A 22064-nucleotide genomic window follows, 5' to 3' on the forward strand; every position below is an offset into this window, starting at 1 on the left:
TTTATAATATAAGGGTTTTATTTAAGTAAAATGTCTGACTTAGCTCGACAATAAAGTGAAAAAGAGTAATAAACCCATGCTTGGGTCCAACGTATATAATCCACGTTATTGCTAAACCATTTATTTTTTTGGTAAATAAAACGCTGTTCTTTTGCAATGTACATAGAGTCAATAGCACGAACGATCACTTTATCTACAAAGGTAAAATCGATACGGCTATTGCCCACTTTAATTAAGGTCAGAATTGCTTGCGAGACACTGTGCATATCTAGCGGGTATTGGTTTTCGCTAAAATACTTAGCGGTTCCATCAGGCTCAAATAACTGCATTTTATAAAAATGCAAACCTAGCTCTAATGCTTGAGAAAATTCGTTGGTTTTTAACGCTTCACTAAGTAAAGTTAGCGCCTCTAAATTATATCCAGTATGAAAACCATCAATAAACTGGTGATGATGACGTGTACCATACATCCAAGAGCCATCGCTACCTTGTGCTGCGACAGAGGATCTTGCCGCCGTCAATGCTAACGTTTTGTATGTATCGTTATCAGTTAACGTCGCTACTTTGCCAACCCAAGCTGCGGCCCATAAATTTGCATTATGAACAAATGTTGTTTCGCCTGGGATATAAGCAAAAAATGACTGACCTTCAACCTGTGTAAATAACCGATTCACCATAAAATCGGCACTATTAAGTGCAGCTTCTCTATATTGTAAGTTTTGGCTGATTTCACTTAAAGCAAATAAAGCCTGAGCAACATACACAGTAGTAATTACATTCGGCTTACCTTTAGGTACAAAAAAAGCGCGCGCTTTCCAATCAAAATGATAACCCCAACAACTGTGCTGCCATATTTTTTGATCACATTGCTGATCAAGCAACCAATCGGCAAGCTCATATGCAGTATCTAAAAAAGATGTATCGCCATGATGTAAATAATCTTCTATTAAACCCAAAATAAACAGCGCAACGCCTTTTGGGTTTCTTTTTTTAGGAGTAGCAAATAAAGGGCGAACATTAATCGGGCTACGTTTATTTAATTGTGTCCAAGCTAAACCAAACATCCCAGGTTTTAATTTCGGACAGAGATCAAAAAAGCCAGCATTTAGCCCATCAAACGGATCATACCCGGCAAAGTTATTTTGCTTTGCTCTATTTAGAGTACTGCTAACAATTGCTTGCACATCACAATTCATTAAGTAGCTCCTCATAAAGAGCATCTAATTGCGGAATAATTGCTTGGGCAGAGAATTTGGCTTCAAAACGACTTTTTGCATTTTTAGCCAATGCCGTATTCAACGACCGATTATCGATTGCTAAAGTCAACAACCGAGATAACTCAGCAACATCCCCTGCATCAAACAATAAGCCGCTTTTTTCATCCTCTATTGCATCTGGGATACCACCAGCTCTTGAAGCGATAATCGCTTTTTGAGCCGACATCGCCTCAAGTACCCCCATAGGAAAACCTTCATTGTAACTAGGTAAACAAAACACATCGGCTCGCGCCAACCAATCTAACTTGTCTTGGCCATTCACCCAGCCTAAAAAAATCACTTGCTCTTCAATACCCAACTCTTTGGCTTGTTGTTTAAACACATTTAAATCACCATCTCCCCCCAGTATTAGCCTGCTGTTTGGTACCTTTTTATGCACCTGATAGAAGGCTTGAATTAAATCGGCGACCCCTTTTCTACCCCCTAAACGACCTAAAAATAAAATAGTTCCTGGTTGGATGCTTTCTCTATCAAAGGTTAATGAATCAACCGAATTATAAATCACTCTAATTTTAGAACTATCGTCTATTATTGTGCTAACCCATTGTAACCACTGACTAGAGAGTACAATCACTCTATCAACTTGATTAAATATTTTAGCTATTTTTATTTGTTGTTTTTTTTCACTTTCATCATGATAAAACTCTTTAAATTCAGCACCATGCAAATGCAAAATAATTTTCACTTTAAACAAACGTAGCAGCTTCACTAACAATGCTTTTCGTTTATAACTGCCACGCGAAGACATATGAATATGCGCAATCCCAACATGAGATAGAACCAAAGTAAAAAAAGTAATAATTAAAGCCGACAAATAAACCATTACACGTAAAAAGCCAAACCGGTCATTCCCACTCACATGCGTAACAATATGCTTAACGTGCCATTTTGAAAAAAAGCCAGAGTCATGAAGCTTATATACAACAGAAGCCACTCCCCCTTTACCGTTTCGTGATGTAGCCAGTGTGATATTTGTTAACTTCCTCATTTATGCTCCTTATACGTACAAATTGCTTGGCGTATTTTTCCTGCCTTTGTTTGCTCTAATTGAGGTACTTCATTTACCTGTACTTCAATTGAATAACCAACCCTTTCATGTGTATTGTGAATCAAAATAGCTTTTTGCTGCTCATCAAACACATTCGGTTCGACGACCACTCTAATCTCAATTTTTTCTTTTTGCTGTTGATAAAATTGACACGCCAACACCCCTTTAACGCCTTTAGAAATATGGTTTAAGATCGCTATTTTTTGTCCATCTTCACCTATCAAGTAATCCCCAATTCGTCCTTCTATCTGCTCGACAATAGGGAATGAAGAGCCACAAGGGCAGCTTGTCTCGTGCGAGATAACAACGTAATCACCGGTTTTATATCGAATTAATGGATAAAGAGAATTATTAAAGTTAGTTCCCACAATTTCTGCGCGTTCTCGGCCATCAATCATGTTACCTGCAGGTAGTAGCTCCACATAAGCGTAATCGGTAAAAATATGATATCGACCATGTTCACAACTCCCAATCGCAGCCACTCGTTCGAATAACCCATACCAGTCAAAAACTACACATTTAAAGCGCTCCTCTATTAACGCTTTATGTTCTTTAGATAAGGATTCTGAGGAAGTTACAATCGATTTTAATTCGCCAGGGTAATAAGCGTCAGTGCTTTGTAAGTACTTAGCCAAGGCAACGATAGAAGACGGGTATGCTTGTATAATGTCGACACCAAATTCATGCATTGCATGTAAATATAGAGGCATTGATTGCACTGTAAGATGAAACGAAGAGAGGAGAATCATATTTTCAAAATATGAATACCGCCAAAAAGGGGCTGACTTAGTCGCGACAGGCACCACCATATCGCCACGTAACCATGCACGTTTATCGCCTTTTTTAAAGCCCGCCCAGGTTAAATAACGCGATACAAACGCCTGCTCTCGTAATACCGAGTTTAAATTTTGAGGAATGCTTAACGCCTGCCCTGTTGTACCACTGGTTTCACCTTTCACTATCACACCATTAGAATCATGGCTGAAAAACTGCTCTTTCTGTGCCTTTAACATCGCCTTATCTATAAAAGGAAAATCAGTAATTCCCAATTCCATATTAATATTTAGTTTCTGATAAAAAGGGACCTTTTCAGCGGCGTTTGCTAAAGTGTGCTGTAGCTGTTCAGCGGCAAATGAGTTTATCGCCTGTTCGTTATAACTATGTGCAGTGATTTGCTGAAGTAGCTTAGCATTGCCATGCTTTTCCCTAATCAACTTACGTATGAGCGCTCGTACTGAAAGCATAATATTTTGCACCAGCACCGGAGCATGTTGATATAAAAAAGATGTATACATAAAATAACCTGTCCTTTTGTTATTTAACTTATTTCTATGGAAAAACTAATTTTAGCTGTTACCAGTAACACCAAATGAAATACTCAGTAATAGTCTTTCGGATTAATATTTTGCTTGATAATTTTTGCCGGCATACCTGCAACGACACAATTATTAGGGACACTTGTAATGACCACGGCATTAGCACCAATCACACAATTATTACCAATTTTAATATCACCTAAAATCTTAGCCCCTGTCGAAATGAAGCACCCTTTACCTATCATTGGTACACCTATTGAGTGTGATTTACCGCCAATCGTGACATTAGATCCTATAGTGCAGCCGTCACCAATGACACATCGCTTGTGGATCACAACACCAATTCCACCATAAGCAAAAGTGACATTGTTACCAATTTGACTCTCAGAAAATACGGCGCTGTTATGAACAAAACGGATCAATGCATTTATGCATTTAGGTAAAAATGGAATGTTTTTGCGATAGAAATAAGAGCCAATTCGGTATAATTTCATCGTTTTATCCTACAGGTTGCATACAAATAAAAAGAACTAAATAAAAGCAGTAAGGCAGGCGTTTTAGAGGTAAGCGCATTATTTGTCACCGATACGCTAACAAATACCAGCAAAGGTACAAAGAGCTTAATACCTCTTTTAAATGCCAAGTTAACCGCAACGCTATAACAACTAATCATTAATAACATCGTACAAAGCAGACCAAAGCTCACTACCCAACCAATGATATAATTTTCGATAACATTAATATCAATATAAAACGCTATGTTATTGATTAGTTGCTGTGATGCACCAAATAGCCACTCCTCCACAGTTAATTGATCTAAAATGGTAAAAACGTCAAACCGTGCTTGGGCACTATTATCTATATAAAGCTTGCTTAGTACACGAGCTCCGATGGGCGTTAAAGCTAAAATAAGTACAAGACCCATAATCAAAAAGAAGAAAAGGCCTTGTATTAAAGCAAACTGTACTTTTGTTACTTTTACTCCCGTACTAAAAAACCGAACCACTTCAGGTAGCATAAATAACAACATACCAACAATAAATATAGCCAGAGCAGCCCTCCCCCCAAATGCAAATAAGGCTAAAAAAGAAATAGCAAAATAAGCTAATGCGGGTAAGCGAGTGTGATTGAGTAAAATAGGTGTTAATGCCGCGGTGATTAAAGCATTGTTTAACGGAAAATTTAAAAGCGCCGTTGAACGAAAAAAACTAAAATGAGCAAATTCAACAGCCATTAACGTCGTGCCCATTGCAAACTCTAAAATTGCAATCACAGAATTTAACAACAGCATGTATGCAATAAATCGTAATAACTTAATTTTATGGTTTGTATTGAGTTGAGCCAAAGTAAAAAATAATAAGAGCGGTACGAAGATAGTATCAATTAAATAAGCCATCCCTGAGGTTCCAAACCGTATTAGCCCGTATACGATAACTATCGCAATACTAATAATACTCAACAACCAAACGAGTCTGAATCCCCCTAACTGTAACCAACTATGATTTATCCCTCTGGTAATACAAATAAATGCCGTCAATAACATTAATAAATAACTATAAAAATGAATTTTTATAACCGCGCTTCCACCTTCAGAAACATATTGAATACCTAAATTTTCCAATAAATAAGCACTTAAAATAAAAGCACTAAATAAAACAAGCTGATGCCAATAATAAATTGCGTTATCAGACATATTTCCCCCACCATATTAAGCAACGCTTGATATTTTGTAGAATTAATACCGTAACAAATACCCCCCCACCTAAAGCAATAAGGCATGTTAACGCAATGTATGGCGATAAATTCAGTTGTAAAATAATGGGTTTTAAAAACAGTAAACTAATTAGCATAACACCCGTTGCTATCGTTATTTTTAGTACTTGTATCGGTATATTGAATTTATAACCACGGCGCTTTGCCACAATAAAACTAAACAAAATGGCAAAGCCATTGGCACATAATCCTGCCAGAGCAGCACCTAATAAGCCAAAAGTCGGCAGCAATAGCACTATACACAGTATATTTAAGGCTAAGGTGAACACGCTATTGTGCACCAAATACTTAGTAGTGAGCGTAAACTGCAGCCCATGATCTATGTAATGCCCTTTTAAATTTAATAAAAAAACAGATGCGCATAATACATAAATAATAGCGCTATTTTCGGGCATATAGTCTTGACTTAGCAGTACAGGAATAATCGATTCGGCTAATAAACTAAAGCCAACAAATGCGGGTAACGTCACAGCCAGTAAAATACTCAAATACTGTCCATGAGCGATTTGCAGTTGCTCTGGTAGATGTGCTTTTTTTGATAATTCAGGGTAACTAGGTAACGCCACTAAAGTAAAAAGTAACGCGCCAATACCAAGGACAATATTCGCTAACGCGGCAAACACTCCGGTTTGCGCTAAATCTAAGTATTCGGCTATAAAATATCTGTCGATACGAGAATAAATACTCAAGATCACGCCGCTTAACATTAAAGGTAACCCATAGCTGCAAAGGGCTTTACAGTTATCGGTTTTTAAAAATTGAAACTGTAGTGGCAAGCGCGAAAACAAAATAATAGCGCCGGTTATATGCGAAATAATAATGCCGTAAATCGCCATACTCATATCGGCATTAAAGTGTAGTAGTAACCAGCTAATACAAATAACCAACAAGGCTTGTACCATCGCCGCTAATTTAAAAAGTGAGGCACGCTCATTTAAGCGAGTATAATCAAGATAAAAGAAATACAATGCTTTGCTAAAAAACAGCACAAAAGTCAGTATCTGTATTTTTAAAGTTAATAGCTCAACAAGGTATAAACACACACTAATCAATACAAACGCCGGGAGCGTGCATAACAATAGAATGAGTAAACTAAGCCCTGCGTATTCTAATGCGTCTTGTTTATTTTTTTCGGGGAGCAAACGCAACATACTCGCGTTGATCCATTGTGCGGCCACCGCTCTCACCACTTCCATTGAGAGAAAAATCAGTGACAACATTCCGTATTCAACAATAGTTAAATACTTGGTATGAATACTAATTAATGCAAATATACTCACTGCAGAAAACAGTTGCACTGGTGCGTAAGTAAATAGTTTTAGCAACATACAGATAAACCTACACGGCTATATGCAGCCGATTGCTTAACTATATAGATCATTTATTTACCATTTTTCTATAACAAGCTTCATATGACTGTAGAATATGTGAAGGTAAAAAAGTTTCTTCAATTAAACTCCCTGAATCAAGGGGGGATTTAGCTATGTTAACAATTTTATCTGCAATGGCTTCGTAATCCTTACTATCCATAATATGTAAGTGGTCCCCAAAAATATTGTGTTCATAGAAATCATTTACAATTCCGGTGTTGCTAGACACGACCTTTAACCCCGTGGCGAGCATTTCTAATGGCACTAAACCAAATGTTTCTTGCGATGACAGAAACACACCAACATGACTTTTTAAATACAAAGAAATAATCTGCGCTGTCGATTTAGAACCAACAAACGTTATTTTTTCTTGCAAACCCTTTTTTAAAATTAACGCAGTTAACTGCTTAAAATAAACAGGGCTACTTTGAGCGCCAATCACTACTAGCTCAACATTCACATTTTGCTTATTAATACATTCAACAACTTCAATTATGTGGTGAATGCCTTTTCGAGGTGTTAGCAATGCACAAGTTACCAGTCGAATGGTGTCATTTGATAACTCTGGTTTGCGTGATGTAAAAAAAAGTGGGTTTAAAGGGTTATAAACTACATCTATAGGTTCATTTAGTTCAGGCTCGACTTGTTTTTTTAAGAAGCGACTCACACACGTATAACGAGTGATAAAGTAAGGTGCGATAAATGGAATAAGCCTCTCATAAAGAAAGTTATTTAATCGCCCCTGCGGCTTTCTACAAATTTTTTTATAGCTATGTAACGTTGCAAGTAAAGGAGCTTTTGCACCTAAAAAAATCAACCAAGAAATAAGGTGGCTATGAATAATATCGGCTTGATAATGTTTTATTTCTTTACGAATAATACTGAGTTGATAACACAAGCTTGGCATTTTAAGCCACTTATTCGTCGTATTAGCTGCCACATTATATTGAATAATTTCTAAGCCTTGATGCACTTGTGTTAACTGAGCATTACTGGCGACTGAATTAGTCGGATCAAAAGCTATAACACGATAATGAAAGTGCTTTGATGGTGTGTTTTGTAACTCACTCAGTAACACTTGGCATACAGAATCAACCCCTCCTGTATTTTTTTCACCCCAATTTAAAGTTGATAAAGGGACTATTAATAATACTTTTTTCACTTAATGATCGCCTTCAAATGGGTTAACTATAAAAATCCCCTCTTGCTTATCAGATATTACGCGTGCTGGATTACCCACCACTGTGCAATTATCCAATACATTTTTCACAACCACACTACCTGCCCCAATAGCCGCACAGTTTCCTATAAGCACATGTTCGACAACACACACATTCGGCCCAATATAAACATTGTCACCAATAACGGCTGCTTGCCCATAATTCGAACCAATTGTAGTAAACTGGCTTAAATTACAGTTTTTTCCTATAACCGCGGTGCTGTTGATAACAATAGAAGTGGCATGACCTAAATAGAGCCCAGGACCAATTTTAGTTTCTTTTGGTATTTGTATTTGATACTTAATAGATAGATGGCGGTGCATAAATTGAGCGGTAAACCGCACAATATAGTTTTTGCTAAGACATAACCGAAACCAAAACATGTACTTAAAACCACAATTACTATTTAATAGGTTTTTTATTAAAGCGCTAAACGAATATTGTGCCGTGTAACGAAATAAATCGGCTTTAATTAATTGAAATGGCGTCATATTATCAAGCCTCACCATCTATCACGTTAAATAATGCCACGAGTATCAATGACAACTTTAGATGCAAACTGGGTTTTGTCTGCTACTTTAAACTGCTTGTGATCAACCAAAACGACAATAATATTGGCAACATCTAATGCAGTTTCAAGAGTGGTAAGCTCAACTTTGCTCTGGGCTAAACTGCTTGGTAGAGTTTTAATATTAGGTTCTACGGCTAATAAAGTACCCACCTCTTTATCTACCAACTCATGTAAAATTTGTAACGCAGGGCTTTCTCTCAAATCATCAATATCGGCTTTAAATGCCAATCCTAAACATGCTATTACGGGGCGCTTAAACTCATCGGCCGCTTGCACAACTTTATCAATAACATGGAAAGGTTTAGCGTCATTGATTAATCGAGCTTGTCGAATCAGCTTTGCTTCTTGCGGGCAACTACTGACAATAAACCAAGGGTCTACAGCAATACAGTGTCCACCAACCCCAGGACCAGGTGATAAAATATTCACCCGCGGATGACGATTTGCTAGTTTAATTAATTCCCAAACATTAATTTTTAATTTGTCACAAATCACAGACAGTTCATTGGCAAATGCGATATTGACATCACGAAATGAGTTTTCGGTTAATTTAGCCAACTCTGCGGTTCTGGCATGCGTAGTAATACATTCACCACGTACAAATGTTTGGTACAGTGCCACGGCTTTATCACTACATGCTTGGCTCATTCCACCAATCACTCGGTCGTTCGATACCAGCTCTTGCAATACATACCCAGGTAAGACTCGCTCAGGACAATGAGCTACATTAATATCGGCATAATCACCTTTATCTTGCGGAAATGATAAATCTGGACGTGCTTCACTTAACCAGTGTGCCAGCTTTTCTGTCGCCCCGACTGGCGAAGTTGATTCTAGCACCACCAAATTGCCTTTTTCTAATACTGGTGCAATGGCCTGTGCAGCACTTTGTATATAACTTAAATCGGCTGCATGATCACAGGTATCATCTTGTGTAAAAGGAGTGGGTACAGCCACCATAAATACATCCGCTTTTTCGGCTGTAGTGGTCGCTTTTAAATTACCCGTAGTCACCACACTTCGAACAATAATATCTAAATCTGGCTCGACTATATGAATTTCACCCGCATTAATGGTATCAACAGCGGTTTGATTTACATCCACACCAATTACTTGCATACCACGCGAGGCAATAATCGCAGCAGTCGGAAGACCGATGTAACCTAACCCTACTACACATACTGTTTTTATCATCATGTGCTAAATTCCCTTTTTGTGTGATTAAAAATAAATGACTTTTTAATTAATATTAAAATGCTGTTTAATATGTTTGATTATTCGCAAACAAGCTTGCCCATCGCCATAAGGGTTATGCGCTAAGCTCATCGAGTTATAGTGCTCAGCGTTATTCAATAAACGATTTACTTCATCAACAATACATTGAGGATCAGTACCTACTAATTTTACTGTGCCAGCTAACACGGCTTCAGGTCGTTCGGTTGTATCTCGCATAACTAAAACGGGTTTACCTAAACTCGGGGCTTCTTCTTGTACACCGCCTGAGTCGGTAACAATGATATGCGCTCTATTCATTAGATAAACAAAAGGTAAATACTCTTGTGGTTCGATAAGAAAAACATTGTCAAGCGAACTTAAAATACGATTAACAGGTTCTCGTACATTAGGATTTAAATGCATTGGATATAAAATTTGTATATCGTCATGCTGCGAGGCTATTTCTGCAAGGGCGGTACAAATTCGCTCAAACCCCTCTCCAAAACTTTCACGGCGATGCCCTGTTACCAAAATTAATTTTTTATTGCTATCTAGCTGTGGAAAACGAGCTTGTAAAGTAGTCTGTAATTGCGGGTCATTATCTATTTTATTAACAACTTGCAATAGTGAATCAATTACCGTATTGCCAGTAATGCTAATTAAATTGTGAGCAATATTTTCACGTTTCAAATTATCATATGACGTATTTGTAGGTGCAAAATGTAATTGAGTAATTGCTCCTGTTAACTTGCGATTTCCTTCTTCTGGCCAAGGCGAGCTCAAGTTGCCAGTGCGTAAACCGGCCTCCACATGTCCAACGGGTATTTGTTGATAAAACGCGGCCAAGCTAGCTGAAAATGTAGTACTGGTATCACCATGTACTAGCACTATATCTGGTTTAAAATCATTAAAAACAGCTTTCAACCCTTGCAAAATATTACTGGTGATATCAAACAAGCTTTGTCCGGGTTTCATAATATTTAAATCGTAATCCGGTGATATTGAAAACAACTCCAATACTTGATCGAGCATCTCCCTATGCTGTGCAGTGACACATACCTTTGCATCAATCCCCTCTTCGCTCGCTAGTAAACTCACTAATGGGGCCATTTTAATAGCCTCTGGGCGAGTGCCAAACACACTAACAACTTTCAGTTTCATATATAAACTCAACTAATTATTTAAAATTGCTGAACGCACAGCAAAATATTTAATTGCGGTGGTTTAAAACGCTATGCAGGTAAGAAACAGCTTTAAGGTAGGTTGTATGTTAAGAATCACTAAACACTCCCTGTTTCTGACTTAAGAATAACGATTATATAATCAAGCAATAAATCCATTTTATTTTTCGCATAATACTCAATAACCATCATAATTCAACCTTTTTAACTACAAAACAAATATAAAATGTTAACAGCAAATAAAAGATAGTTCTTTTTTAATATTTAAATCACTGTTTAATATAAAATTTAGTAATTAAAAATATAAAAACAAAATACAAAAACAAATAAATACTACTAAAGAACCAATAATTACGCTAAATTAATAGATATACAACAAGCTTGATAAATAATAGGTAAATAGAATGAAAGGAGGCTTACTTATTTTATTAATATTAACTTGTTGTGTAGTTGCAAAAAACGATATCACTTTAAAATTACTCTCTGTGGAAGTACTCAAAAAAATTAATCAACAATACTCCAGTGATAGCGTGAAAAGAACAAAGGGTTGGCTGGCGTTTTTAAAAAAATCTGAATTAAGCTCTGAGTGGCAAAAGTTACATTTAGTAAATGATTTCTTTAATAAAAACATAACATATCGCTCAGATTTAACTTTATGGAAGAAAAATGATTATTGGGCCACACCTATCGAAACGTTAGCTCAAGGTGCAGGGGATTGTGAAGATTACGCAATTGCAAAATACTTTAGCTTACTAGCCTTAGGCGTTGCACCAGTAAAGTTAAGATTAATGTATGTAAGGCAATTAGAAATAAATGAACCTCACATGGTGCTAATTTATTTTTCAGAGCCTAACACCGTGCCTTATGTATTGGATAATTATAAAACAGCTTTGTTACCAGCAAATAAACGCAAAGATTTAAAGCCTATTTATAGTTTTAATGCTCAAGGTTTATGGCTTGCAAAAGCAAAGGGGCTCGGTGTCAAAATTAACACTAAAAATAAGGGATTCAGCCACTGGAATTTAATGCTGAATCGTATTGAAACGCTGCAAGTAAATAGAAATTAGAGAAGAGCATGAAATTATTTTTAAAAAATGGACTTAGTTTAAAAACTCAATTTATTAGCTTGATTGTACTGTTTGCCTTATTGTCATTCTTAGGTCGGTTGTATATTTCTATAGATACAATGAGAGATTATTTACAACAACAAATGAGTATTCATGCCCAAGATACAGCCAACAGCTTAGGGCTATCTATTACTCATTATTTAGCTCCCGATGATAGGGTTGTTGCACAAACCATGGTATCGGCAATCTTTGATGCTGGGTATTATCAAAAAATAGAATTTATTGATCCACAAGGGAAAGTTCTTATTACTCGCAGTAGTCCAAAATCAGTTGAAAGTGTTCCGACTTGGTTTATTGACGCTTTTGAGCTAAACACCCCAATTCGCAGCTCCGAAGTTAATTCGGGATGGCGAATAGCAGGAACTTTATACGTGACCAGTCACCCTGGAATTTCATATTTAAAATTATGGGAACAAAGCAAAAATAATTTTTATGGCGCAATTCTAGTCCTTATTTTATGCATAATTATTACTATTATAATTTTATCGTTTGTGTTGCAACCTTTAAAAAAACTGACTCACCAAGCCAAACTGGTAACACAAAAACAATTTACGCTTAATTCCCCCCTGCCAATTACTAAAGAATTGCGAACGGTGACATTAGCAATTAATAACATGGTAAGTAATTTACACCACACATTTGATTCGCTGACAAAACAAACACAAAGACTTACCTCACAATTATTTATAGATAAGCTCACACAATGTGGAAATAGACGAGCATTTGAAAATCATTATATTGCACTGTCAAAGTCAATCGATGAAGAACAACCTATGACTTTATTTTTAATTACACTGCCTTCTTTGCCTTCCATTAATCTAGAATTAAACTATCAATCGGGAGATGAATATGTATTAACCGCAAGAGATATTATTTTAAAAACATTTTCTGCTATTAAAACGTGCCGGGTATTTCGTATTGCTGGAGGTTCATTTATTGTCATAGCGCCATTTGCTGAAGAGTTATTAATAGAACATAAAAGTCAATTAAATGATAAGTTTAAACAACAAAGTCATACACGTTACGCGCTTGGGTTTGCCCACTCAGCAAGCTTAACTTTAGCCTCACCTAACTCTTTATCGCATACACTATCTACATTAGATATTGGGTCTACAATCACACATTCACAACAAGTGAATAATCCTGTTGATAATACATTTAGTGTGTCTCAATGGAAAAATGTTATACATGAAATTCTTGAAAGTGCCCATATAGAATATTCACTGCAACCGGTGCTAAATACAAAAACTAAAAAAGCGCATTATTTTGAAGTGTTTGCGAAGTTTAATCATGAAGGAAAACTAATTAACAATAGCCACCTATTTGCGATGGCTGAACGATTAGATCTCACCATAGAGCTAGACAAAAAGCTGATCAATGACTTCATAGAAAATAAAATACATTTCCCGAACTGGCTATTTGCTTTAAATATTAGCCACGCCACACTGTACTGTGAAGAGTTTTTAGATTGGCTAGTAAAGTTCGCCAAACGAAATCCCTGTATCCAAAAAAACCTAACATTTGAAATAAACGAATCATCATTACTACACGATGTTGCAGCTGCAAAACGAAGTATTCAATGTTACAGACGTATTGGCATATCTGTTTGTATAGAACATTTTGGCACCAGCTTAACATCATTTAAATATTTACAAGGTTTAGATATTACCTTTGTCAAACTCGATGGTAGTTACATACAAGATGTAAATAATAATACTCAAAGCCAGTTTTTTATTAATACCGTAAACACAATTTGCCATGGCTTTGGTATAAAAGTTTTAGCATGCCTAATTGAAGATCAAGACACATTTACAACACTTGATAACTTAGGGTGCGACGGCTTACAGGGCCAAATGATTCAATCACCGGTAAGAATGGAAAACGATGTAAAGTCGTTTGCCTTTTCACCAAACATTTTACATTTATTAAATTAACCTGAGGGATTTGGTATGAATTTAAAATATATCACCATACTTTTATGCGTAAGTTCATTTTCACTTTATGGTGCGCAAAATACTTTACAACAACGTTTTTATGACTTGGTTGAAAGTAACACACCTATAGAGCAAGTCATTGATACATTAATAGAAAAAGAGCCTTCGAACATACTCGCATTACTTAACGTATCAATGGAGTACGCGTGTATGGATAATTCAGATTTAGCACAGCGTTTACTCGCTATCTTAATTGATAAATTAGGGCCCGAGCATGAACTCATAGAAGAGTTACTACAAAAGAGTGCGCTTGGTTGTTTAGATGCAGATACCATTACTGTTATTGCTATTGCCGCTGGTGTCGATCCAACTGTTGCCTCACAGGCAACTGCCGCGGGGCCAGGAAATGCAACCCCTGGCAATATTACCGCACCAAACATACCTATTGGTAATGGCGGCGGCGGCGGTGATTCAGGTATCTCTGAACTGTAGTTTTTAACCACACAATAAGCCCAATAGGGCTTATTTTCTTTTGTTTTTTATAGTCCGTAATCATTTTGCATAAACTTATTTTTATGAGCCTGTGTGCTCTAATTTTTTTATTACCCGTCCCATTAGGGAGCTATAGACCTTGGGCTATTTTTGCTATCGGCTGTTATATTTGCTTTGTTTTTATATTGCACTGCATAAGTTGTTTAATTCCCAATAGCACACATAATTATAAGCTCTATCCGCCACGTTATAGTTGGCCATTACTGTCAATTTTAATGGCTGTCATATTCATATTATGTATCCAACTCATTCCGCATACGGGCGTAGCCTCAATTGATCCATATCAAACAACAAGCATGGCTCTTAAAACCGTATTTTTATTATTATTTAGTTGGTTGGTATTTTGCCGTTGTAATACTATAAAGCGAATAAGGTTAGTGATTTTTACGCTTATCGGCAGCGGCGTATGCCAAGCTATATACGCCACGTACTTAAATTTTTCACCTAATATAAACAGTTTAGTGTTTAACTCACCTTATACCCAAAGAGCGGTAGGATCTTTTACATATCCTAATTTTTTAGCAAATTACCTCGCCATGTGTTTAGCGCTAGGAATAGGTGTGTTGATCAGTGAGCTTAAGATAAAGAATAGACAGAAAACGCCTATTCAATTATTAAGAGATCTATCTCGTATAATGTTAAGCAATAAGGTTGCTTTGCGCTTAGCATTAATCATTATGATCGTCGGCTTAATACTTACGCGTAGTCGCATGGGAAATTCTGCATTTTTCATTGCATTAGCATTAGTTAGCTTTTTCTCTATCTTTTTTTATCGTCAGAAGCCGCATTATTTACGGGTTTTAATTATCAGTTTCTTTGTCCTTGATTTCATTATTGTTGGCGCTCTATTTGGAGTAGAAAAAGTAAAAGATAGGCTTGTAGAAACCAGCCTAGCATCAGAAACAAGAGATGAGGTAGTCAGAGATTCTGTCACGCTGATACTTGCCAAGCCCTGGTTAGGATCCGGTGGTGGGAGCTTCTATACTGCATTTATGCCCTACCAAACTCAACCCTATTCTGGCTATTACGACAATGCACACAATGATTATATACAATTTTCGGTAGAGCTAGGTATACCAATGACATTAGCGCTGGGAGCATTTATTTTATTTAGTTTAATAAACTGTGCTTATGTGATGATTAAAAGAAAAACGGGGTTTTATCAAGGGGTCGCATTTGGTTGTGCGGTCGCTATTATACACATGCTATTACACAGTGCTGTAGATTACTCCTTACAAGCAGGGGCCAATTCCTTTGTATTTATATTGATTCTAACGATTAGCTACCTTGCTAAACACTTACCTTTCGAAAAATCCTATAAAAAGCAAAGTGCATAAAAAAAGCGCCACAACTGGCGCTTTTTCAGGTATTGCTTTTTACTTATTCGCTAAATAGTTAATAAGCTTACTAATTTCATCTGGTTCTGTTAACCCGGTATCTCGGCCAAGGTTTAATTTATACTTACCATTTACAATAAAGGTTGGTACGCCACGTAACGCCCCTTTTTCTTTATAGAAAGCTTGGTCACGTTTCATCTTAGAGCTAAGGGTACGTACCGAAAAACTTTTGTATAGCTTATCAAACTTTTCACCATCAACGCCTTGCGCTACAAAAACATCCTTTACATCTGCAAGCTCATTAAATTTAGCGCGTTTTACGTGAATGTGATTAAACATTGCAGCTATTATTTTGTCTTTTTGCGGTAAAACCTCTGCCGTTGCTAGCGCTTGGCTAATCATTTGCTGATTCTCTTCATTACGCACACCAACAAAATCTACATGGCTTTTCTTAAATTTAATATTACTATCTAGCTTTGGCTTAAACTCAGTAATTAATGTTTCCATATTATTACAAGCTGGGCAGTAAAATGAGAAAAACTCTTTTACTTCAGGCTTTTTAGTTGCTCGCTCAGATACAACATTATAATGCACACCTTCTTCATATGTTGCTGCATAGCTAGTAGCCGCTAAAGGTAATAACAGACTCAGCAATCCAGCTTTTACTAATTTAATCATTATTTAAAACTCCTCATTATAGTGCTAGTAAGAATGTGGCTAATTCGTTTAGTTCTTCTTGGCTTTTAACCGCATTCACATTTATTTTGTATTTATCATTCACAATAAAAGTAGGTACGCCTGTTAAAGCACCTAGTTTTGAGTATTGATTTTGCTTATCTTCCATTTCTTGTTCAGCAACAACGATGGGCATACTCACTAAGTCTTTATCAAAAACCTCGTTTGAGATTCCGTTAAGTTCCATGAGTTTTTTCACGTCTGTGATATTAAGTAATGGCGCTCTAAGCTTATGAATAGAGTTAAATATTTGAGCTGCTACAGCTGATTCCACACCGTGTTTTTTTGCAATTAAATACGCGTAACTTAAGTTAGATTGTGCTTGTGGTGATGCCCCACCTAAAAAGTTAACGTGATTTTTAATAAACACCGCCCCTTTTGGTAAGTTTTCCTCAAGCGCATGAGCAACAGGCTCAAAATTGTAACAATGTGGACAATAAAATGAGAAAAATTCTGTGATTTGTAAGTTTTTACTTTTTTCTACTTTAATGGTTTCATAATGTTTACCTTCTTCAAAACTTGCAGCAAATGCAGCAATGGGTAAACAAAGTATTAAAAGACCTAGTTTTAATTTATTTAGCATTATTGTCTCGTCTCATTTATAAAATTATTGTAATAGCCTTAATGGCGCTTCTTGCAAAGCGGCGAGTTGCTCTTTTAAAGCAAGTATTTGCTGCTCCCAATATTTGTCTTCTGCAAACCAAGAAAAGTTCCTAACAAATGCAGGATCATCCCATCGTTTTGCCACCCACCCCATATAGTGAATAATACGCATAGCACGAAGAGGTTCGATTAGTTTGAGTTCATTATGATCAAAATCACAAAACTCTTCATATGCCGTCACTAAAGTGTCGAGTTGTAATAACTGCGTTTGTCGATCACCACTTAGCATCATCCATAGATCTTGAATGGCCGGCCCTTGTCGGCTATCGTCTAAATCAACAAACATCAATGCATCACCTGCCCATAATATATTACCTGCGTGGCAATCTCCATGTAGACGTATTGATTTAACATTATTGTACTGTTCTTTCGTTTGCTTAATCACCAAGTCTAAGATCGTATAAAACGCATTTTTTAAACTATCTGGTACTAAGTTACTTTCCTGTAACTGAATTTTAGCTGTATTTAAATACTCTTCACACCCTAAGACCGGCCTATGAGAAAAATCTTTCACTTTTGCCACTTGATGCATACGACCAATCAGTCGACCAAGCACATCAAGTTGATCTAAGTTATCAACTTCAAATAAGCGTCCGCCAACACTGGGAAATAATGTAAACAAGTAGCCTTTGTACTCAAATAAACTTTGCTCATTATATTTAATAGGTGCAACAACAGGTACTTCTGCATCAGCAAGTTCAAATGCAAAATCATGTTCTTCTTGAATTTGCTCCCGACTCCAACGGTTTGGCCGATAAAACTTTACGACATAGCGATGACCATCTTGTGCTTTAAATTGATACACCCTATTTTCGTAACTATTGAGTGCCAACAACCCAGATTCAGCATAAATATCAACACTTTCTATAGCATCGAGAATAAAGTCAGGTGTTAAATCAACAAAGCTAAAATTACTCATATTATCCTTCAAAATAGCGGGAGAGCCCCGCTAATATATTGATTGCCACTAAAGCGCTTTAAAGAAATTGCTCGATTGCGTAATGGTGACTGTTTTATCATTAATCGGCGAAAGCACAAAATGAAACTCTGTTACCGGCTTTTTCAAATCATATGGGTCCATCACGATCGATAAAGGCACATTATGTGATTCACCGGCTTGTACAGTAAATGAAGTTTTACCGATATATTTAAAATTATCTAATCCTTCAACTGCCACGGTGAAGGTTTGTTCATACTGCGCTTTATTAATGACTTTTAAGGTATAGGTATTTTCTACCATCTCATTAAAATCAACTCGATAAAGTTGATTTTGATCGCGAATAATATCAAACCCCATAGGCTTTCTTAATACGATATTCGCCACTAACGCACTGCTTAAAAGAACCAAAATCACTGCATAACCAATAATTTTAGCCCGCAGTGGGTTCGTTTTATTTTCTGGTGTTTCGAGGTTGCGCTCTGTAGTGTACGAAATTAAACCACGAGGATATTGCATTTTATCCATTACATTGTCACAGGCATCAATACAGGCACCACAGTTGATACACTCAGCTTGAAGACCGTTTCTAATATCAATTCCGGTAGGGCATACTTGTACGCATAAGTTACAATCAATGCAGTCACCAACGTCTAAATCACTATGAGCAATTTTTCGCGAACGAGGCCCACGACTTTCACCACGCTTTTCGTTGTAACTTACAGTAAAGGTGTCTTTATCAAACATTGCCGATTGAAAACGTGAATAAGGACAAATATGTAAACACATAATTTCACGCATCCACCCTGCATTAGCATAGGTACATGCTGCGAAAAATATAATACTGATTAATGCGTATCCACCTGTATTAAAGGTGACAAAGTCTGGGAGCAATTCTCTAATTGGCGTAAAGTAGCCAACAAACGAAATAGCGGTGTATAAAGAGAATAAGATCCAACTTGCATGCTTTGCTGTTTTTCGCCAAAATTTATCAAAGTCCATTGGGCGTTGATCAAGCTTTTTACGTTGATTTGCCGTCCCTTCAAACTTTTCTTCAAACCAAATAAAAATAAAAGTCCAGACGGTTTGCGGACAGGTATAACCACACCACACTCGACCATAAAAAGTGGTAACCAAAAATAGTGCGAATGCTGCTAGCATTAGAATAAATGCCAAAATAGTAAAATCTTGCGGCCACAATGTTAAACCAAATATATTGTATTTTTGACCAATGAGGTCGAATAACACGCCTTGCTGAGCATTAAAGTTCACCCAAGGAAGGGCCATAAAAGCCAACATACCTAAAAAGCCTATACGCTGCCTCAATAATTGGTGTAGCCCTTTTACTGCACGAACATAAATCCGATTTCGAGGATTAAACCTATCTCCCTCTGCATTGGTTTCTGGTTTTGCTATTTTTACCTCAACCGGTATATTTTTAACTTTTATTTGTTTATCCATCGAAGCCCCTCAACATCGTTTGGAAACGTAAAAAATGCTAATAAATTCTCAACACTTTATTTTTTAGTATACGCTAAAAGACCCGCGCATACTTTCAGATATTTCTGAAACATCTGACCGATGTGATTATATCAGCTTTTTTAATAATAAATGGATAAAAATATCTATTAGATAAGTTTTACAAAGTAAAGCACGGGTAGGTATATCTACTTAAAATATTTATAATATGTAAAAAACTAAACTCATAGTAGGAACTTTAAGTTAATAGTTAACCCTTTATTGTTAAACTCTGGTATTATTCATCGCAAATTAAGGTAGGCAATTTTTTACTTTATTATGCAGCTAAATAGTGCATTGTTTTCTATAAAGTTTATTTATAATATCGGTTAAATTTTTAGGTTTAAAAAATGAAAAAGTTTATAATTTTAATAATTATTCTATTTGCTTTGCTGAGTATTGATCATCCACTATTAAACAAATATCGCGCTCAATTACTCGGTGATAGTGTAAGCTACCTAAGTGATGCAGCAAAAGTAAACCGCTCTCCTGTAGCCACATTAACAAAAAACCTTATAACCAAAGAAATTCGCCTATCTGATTCAGAGCGAGAGTATATCAATAAAACATTTACCAGTGATGAGTCTGTTCGCTTATTCCACTTACGCTATTGTAAGCAGCACGATCTTAATTTGTATTTTTATGAAGAGCGTTTAGATCAAGTATGTAATACTATAAATGTAGCCCTTGATATGAAACGGAGTAACTAATGGACTTTTCAGCAATAAATAAACAAGCCAGTAACTCGTTTCATCGCCAACGTAATATATTAAAGAAACTCGCTCAAGGGCAAGAGATCCAGTGTGATAGCTGTAACAAGCCACTATCATTAAATTTAAATAATAATGACGATAATAAGGGTCTAATTAGTTGTCAGGCAGGTTGTACACATATACTTTTAGAGCTAGGCGGCTAGACCCAGTCAAGCACATCCCTATTCCCAGCCATCGTCCGTATACAAGCCACTATTAACCGCAACAACCTCTATCAGTTCAGCATAACCTAATGAAAAATCTTTCATTAAATCATATTGTTGCTCAATCAGTCGCTCTTTCGACATATTATTTTGCTTTGCGATTTCTGTAATGGCTTCAGAAGTTAACGCAAAAAAGCTTAAACTAGCTTGAGCACTACTTAATGCTTGCACATATTCAGCCGGTAATTGAGTTTGTTTGAGCAGCTTATCACTATAAGCCGATGACCCCGTGATAAAACCATTACACCATTGCGACATACACTGAGCATTAAATGCTGCTGGAAGCTTATATCCTGTATTAAATACCGCTTCGCTAATCTTATGATATAGCGCCATAAATAAAAACAATGTCTCTTCACCAACTGCATTTTCATCAGCGATGATATTTGCCATCCATTGATGCACTTCAAGTGGCTCAGGTGAGCAAATGACAGCAAATAAATAACCTTCGCTTTGCGAAAATGTCATTGAGTTTGGTTGCTCTGCTAAAAAAGCAGTTAATTGTTGAATATGTTGTTCGGTAAACTCGGGGAAATGCATCATTATAGACTCATATTAAAAGTTTAATGGGTAACGGCCACTGCCATCAGGAATACCTAAAAACTTTACCGCATCGTGTACATCTTTTGGTAAGCTTGCATCTGGTTTTACATAGCCCGCGACTTTGAAGTTGTAATTCGCACTTAAAGTTGCATCAGCTTCTAGCCCTAACTTGTTATCAGGGTCAACCTTAATCGCCACAGCGCCCGATTTACAGCTTAAATCGCCACTTAATGCCCCAATGTTAAACCAACCATTTAACCCCTTTACATCTATATCAGGGCTAGAAATATCGCCATTTAAAGTACTGCAATATGGATTACCTACAGTAAAGGTATTTAACGTTAAAATCACACGTCCTTTAGCCGTTGCTGGTAAAGGTAATTGCACATACTCTAATGCACGTTCTACTGTCCCGCGAACAATCGCTTTACTTAATTTAAGATCGTGGTTAAACAGACCAAACTCGATATGACCATGGCCTGAAATATCATTGCGCTCTCTTGGATCGCCAAATTTTACATTCGCATTTAATGATGCTGTAAATAAAGACCAGCCAGCAATATCCCAACGAACATTATTTAACTGCTCTTTATCGTAACGCACTTGCATTGCTTGACCTTGCCAAACAGTACCTATCACGGTGCCTACTTTTAAATCCTTAGGAAAATAAGGTTTCGCGATATCGAGCACGACTGCAGCAGGAAGCTTGATAATACAAAAAACAGTAAAGCTAATAATAAATAGCAAAGATAAAAAGGTTATTTTTTTCAT

At 36.6% G+C, this 22064-nt stretch carries 22 protein-coding genes; 6 read left to right on the forward strand and 16 right to left on the reverse strand.

Annotation, left to right across the window (positions count from 1 at the left end; all coding sequences use genetic code 11):
- Nucleotides 1-17 precede the first annotated feature (17 nt).
- From J8L70_RS12875 to wecB, 10 genes are all read right to left on the reverse strand, one after another.
- Complete coding sequence (locus J8L70_RS12875) at nt 18-1196, reverse strand: aspartate-semialdehyde dehydrogenase (protein WP_211056002.1); 1179 nt, start codon at nt 1194-1196, stop codon at nt 18-20.
- Nucleotides 1186-2265 (reverse strand): glycosyltransferase family 4 protein, encoded by a 1080-nt coding sequence (locus J8L70_RS12880; protein WP_211056003.1) that lies wholly within the window; start codon nt 2263-2265, stop codon nt 1186-1188. Before J8L70_RS12880 ends, J8L70_RS12875 begins: the two co-directional genes overlap by 11 nt.
- Nucleotides 2262-3620 (reverse strand): phenylacetate--CoA ligase family protein, encoded by a 1359-nt coding sequence (locus tag J8L70_RS12885; protein ID WP_211056004.1) that lies wholly within the window; start codon nt 3618-3620, stop codon nt 2262-2264. Before J8L70_RS12885 ends, J8L70_RS12880 begins: the two co-directional genes overlap by 4 nt.
- A gap of 83 nt (nt 3621-3703) precedes the next feature.
- Nucleotides 3704-4135: a DapH/DapD/GlmU-related protein gene (locus J8L70_RS12890; RefSeq protein ID WP_211056005.1), complete on the reverse strand. Its 432-nt coding sequence runs from the start codon at nt 4133-4135 to the stop codon at nt 3704-3706.
- Entirely contained in the window at nt 4132-5334 is a 1203-nt protein-coding gene (locus J8L70_RS12895; RefSeq protein WP_211056006.1) for a VpsF family polysaccharide biosynthesis protein, read from the reverse strand. The genes J8L70_RS12890 and J8L70_RS12895 overlap by 4 nt, the downstream gene beginning before the upstream one ends.
- Complete coding sequence (locus tag J8L70_RS12900) at nt 5327-6742, reverse strand: lipopolysaccharide biosynthesis protein (RefSeq protein WP_211056007.1); 1416 nt, start codon at nt 6740-6742, stop codon at nt 5327-5329. The genes J8L70_RS12895 and J8L70_RS12900 overlap by 8 nt, the downstream gene beginning before the upstream one ends.
- Nucleotides 6743-6791: 49 nt before the next feature.
- Nucleotides 6792-7946, reverse strand: a complete 1155-nt coding sequence (locus tag J8L70_RS12905; RefSeq protein WP_211056008.1) for a VpsD family glycosyltransferase — start codon at nt 7944-7946, stop codon at nt 6792-6794.
- Nucleotides 7947-8495, reverse strand: a complete 549-nt coding sequence (locus tag J8L70_RS12910; protein ID WP_211056009.1) for a serine O-acetyltransferase — start codon at nt 8493-8495, stop codon at nt 7947-7949.
- Between the two features lie 26 nt (nt 8496-8521).
- Nucleotides 8522-9772, reverse strand: coding sequence for a UDP-N-acetyl-D-mannosamine dehydrogenase (gene wecC, locus J8L70_RS12915; protein WP_211056010.1), 1251 nt, complete (start codon nt 9770-9772; stop codon nt 8522-8524).
- A gap of 42 nt (nt 9773-9814) precedes the next feature.
- Nucleotides 9815-10951, reverse strand: coding sequence for a UDP-N-acetylglucosamine 2-epimerase (non-hydrolyzing) (wecB, locus tag J8L70_RS12920; protein WP_211056011.1), 1137 nt, complete (start codon nt 10949-10951; stop codon nt 9815-9817).
- A 424-nt stretch (nt 10952-11375) separates the two neighbouring features.
- Here wecB and J8L70_RS12925 point away from each other — a divergent pair, with 424 nt between their 5' ends.
- From J8L70_RS12925 to J8L70_RS12940, 4 genes are all read left to right on the forward strand, one after another.
- Nucleotides 11376-12038: a transglutaminase-like cysteine peptidase gene (locus tag J8L70_RS12925; protein ID WP_211056012.1), complete on the forward strand. Its 663-nt coding sequence runs from the start codon at nt 11376-11378 to the stop codon at nt 12036-12038.
- A gap of 8 nt (nt 12039-12046) precedes the next feature.
- Complete coding sequence (locus J8L70_RS12930; RefSeq protein ID WP_211056013.1) at nt 12047-14032, forward strand: EAL domain-containing protein; 1986 nt, start codon at nt 12047-12049, stop codon at nt 14030-14032.
- Nucleotides 14033-14047: 15 nt separating this feature from the next.
- Nucleotides 14048-14524, forward strand: a complete 477-nt coding sequence (locus tag J8L70_RS12935; protein WP_211056014.1) for a hypothetical protein — start codon at nt 14048-14050, stop codon at nt 14522-14524.
- A gap of 356 nt (nt 14525-14880) precedes the next feature.
- On the forward strand, nt 14881-15921 hold the full coding sequence (locus J8L70_RS12940) for an O-antigen ligase family protein (RefSeq protein WP_348772159.1): 1041 nt from the start codon (nt 14881-14883) through the stop codon (nt 15919-15921).
- Between the two features lie 39 nt (nt 15922-15960).
- On the opposite strand, the gene J8L70_RS12945 is transcribed toward J8L70_RS12940, so the two are convergent.
- Genes J8L70_RS12945 through ccoG form a run of 4 tightly spaced genes read right to left on the reverse strand, consistent with a single transcriptional unit; the run spans nt 15961 to nt 19717 of the window.
- Nucleotides 15961-16599, reverse strand: a complete 639-nt coding sequence (locus tag J8L70_RS12945) for a thiol:disulfide interchange protein DsbA/DsbL (RefSeq protein WP_211056016.1) — start codon at nt 16597-16599, stop codon at nt 15961-15963.
- 16 nt (nt 16600-16615) lie between these two features.
- Nucleotides 16616-17239, reverse strand: coding sequence for a thiol:disulfide interchange protein DsbA/DsbL (locus J8L70_RS12950; RefSeq protein WP_211056017.1), 624 nt, complete (start codon nt 17237-17239; stop codon nt 16616-16618).
- 24 nt (nt 17240-17263) lie between these two features.
- Nucleotides 17264-18238 carry a serine/threonine protein kinase gene (locus J8L70_RS12955; protein WP_211056018.1) on the reverse strand — a complete coding sequence of 325 codons (975 nt, stop codon included), beginning with the start codon at nt 18236-18238 and terminating at the stop codon, nt 17264-17266.
- 48 nt (nt 18239-18286) lie between these two features.
- Nucleotides 18287-19717, reverse strand: coding sequence for a cytochrome c oxidase accessory protein CcoG (gene ccoG / locus J8L70_RS12960; protein ID WP_211056019.1), 1431 nt, complete (start codon nt 19715-19717; stop codon nt 18287-18289).
- Between the two features lie 407 nt (nt 19718-20124).
- Here ccoG and J8L70_RS12965 point away from each other — a divergent pair, with 407 nt between their 5' ends.
- Entirely contained in the window at nt 20125-20484 is a 360-nt protein-coding gene (locus J8L70_RS12965; RefSeq protein WP_211056020.1) for a hypothetical protein, read from the forward strand.
- Nucleotides 20484-20690 (forward strand): hypothetical protein, encoded by a 207-nt coding sequence (locus J8L70_RS12970; RefSeq protein ID WP_211056021.1) that lies wholly within the window; start codon nt 20484-20486, stop codon nt 20688-20690. The genes J8L70_RS12965 and J8L70_RS12970 overlap by 1 nt, the downstream gene beginning before the upstream one ends.
- An 18-nt stretch (nt 20691-20708) precedes the next feature.
- Here the strand turns inward: J8L70_RS12970 and J8L70_RS12975 are convergent, their stop codons facing one another.
- Nucleotides 20709-21290, reverse strand: a complete 582-nt coding sequence (locus J8L70_RS12975; protein WP_211056073.1) for a UPF0149 family protein — start codon at nt 21288-21290, stop codon at nt 20709-20711.
- 15 nt (nt 21291-21305) lie between these two features.
- A complete protein-coding gene (locus J8L70_RS12980; protein ID WP_211056022.1) occupies nt 21306-22064 on the reverse strand; it encodes a type II secretion system protein N in 759 nt (252 codons plus the stop codon).

It is taken from the genome of Pseudoalteromonas sp. MMG010 (assembly GCF_018100905.1).
GTDB lineage: Bacteria > Pseudomonadota > Gammaproteobacteria > Enterobacterales > Alteromonadaceae > Pseudoalteromonas.

Excerpts from the sequence above, each read along its gene's own strand:
- J8L70_RS12880 (WP_211056003.1), bottom strand. The coding sequence starts at position 2,265 with ATGAGGAAGTTAACAAATATCACACTGGCTACATCACGAAACGGTAAA.
- J8L70_RS12950 (WP_211056017.1), bottom strand. The coding sequence starts at position 17,239 with ATGCTAAATAAATTAAAACTAGGTCTTTTAATACTTTGTTTACCCATT.
- J8L70_RS12875 (WP_211056002.1), bottom strand. The coding sequence starts at position 1,196 with ATGAATTGTGATGTGCAAGCAATTGTTAGCAGTACTCTAAATAGAGCA.
- J8L70_RS12930 (WP_211056013.1), top strand. The coding sequence starts at position 12,047 with ATGAAATTATTTTTAAAAAATGGACTTAGTTTAAAAACTCAATTTATT.
- J8L70_RS12955 (WP_211056018.1), bottom strand. The coding sequence starts at position 18,238 with ATGAGTAATTTTAGCTTTGTTGATTTAACACCTGACTTTATTCTCGAT.
- J8L70_RS12925 (WP_211056012.1), top strand. The coding sequence starts at position 11,376 with ATGAAAGGAGGCTTACTTATTTTATTAATATTAACTTGTTGTGTAGTT.
- J8L70_RS12900 (WP_211056007.1), bottom strand. The coding sequence starts at position 6,742 with ATGTTGCTAAAACTATTTACTTACGCACCAGTGCAACTGTTTTCTGCA.
- J8L70_RS12885 (WP_211056004.1), bottom strand. The coding sequence starts at position 3,620 with ATGTATACATCTTTTTTATATCAACATGCTCCGGTGCTGGTGCAAAAT.
- J8L70_RS12970 (WP_211056021.1), top strand. The coding sequence starts at position 20,484 with ATGGACTTTTCAGCAATAAATAAACAAGCCAGTAACTCGTTTCATCGC.
- J8L70_RS12890 (WP_211056005.1), bottom strand. The coding sequence starts at position 4,135 with ATGAAATTATACCGAATTGGCTCTTATTTCTATCGCAAAAACATTCCA.
- J8L70_RS12895 (WP_211056006.1), bottom strand. The coding sequence starts at position 5,334 with ATGTCTGATAACGCAATTTATTATTGGCATCAGCTTGTTTTATTTAGT.
- J8L70_RS12965 (WP_211056020.1), top strand. The coding sequence starts at position 20,125 with ATGAAAAAGTTTATAATTTTAATAATTATTCTATTTGCTTTGCTGAGT.
- ccoG (WP_211056019.1), bottom strand. The coding sequence starts at position 19,717 with ATGGATAAACAAATAAAAGTTAAAAATATACCGGTTGAGGTAAAAATA.
- J8L70_RS12935 (WP_211056014.1), top strand. The coding sequence starts at position 14,048 with ATGAATTTAAAATATATCACCATACTTTTATGCGTAAGTTCATTTTCA.
- J8L70_RS12940 (WP_348772159.1), top strand. The coding sequence starts at position 14,881 with ATGGCTCTTAAAACCGTATTTTTATTATTATTTAGTTGGTTGGTATTT.
- J8L70_RS12910 (WP_211056009.1), bottom strand. The coding sequence starts at position 8,495 with ATGACGCCATTTCAATTAATTAAAGCCGATTTATTTCGTTACACGGCA.
- J8L70_RS12945 (WP_211056016.1), bottom strand. The coding sequence starts at position 16,599 with ATGATTAAATTAGTAAAAGCTGGATTGCTGAGTCTGTTATTACCTTTA.
- J8L70_RS12980 (WP_211056022.1), bottom strand. The coding sequence starts at position 22,064 with ATGAAAAAAATAACCTTTTTATCTTTGCTATTTATTATTAGCTTTACT.
- wecB (WP_211056011.1), bottom strand. The coding sequence starts at position 10,951 with ATGAAACTGAAAGTTGTTAGTGTGTTTGGCACTCGCCCAGAGGCTATT.
- wecC (WP_211056010.1), bottom strand. The coding sequence starts at position 9,772 with ATGATGATAAAAACAGTATGTGTAGTAGGGTTAGGTTACATCGGTCTT.
- J8L70_RS12975 (WP_211056073.1), bottom strand. The coding sequence starts at position 21,290 with ATGCATTTCCCCGAGTTTACCGAACAACATATTCAACAATTAACTGCT.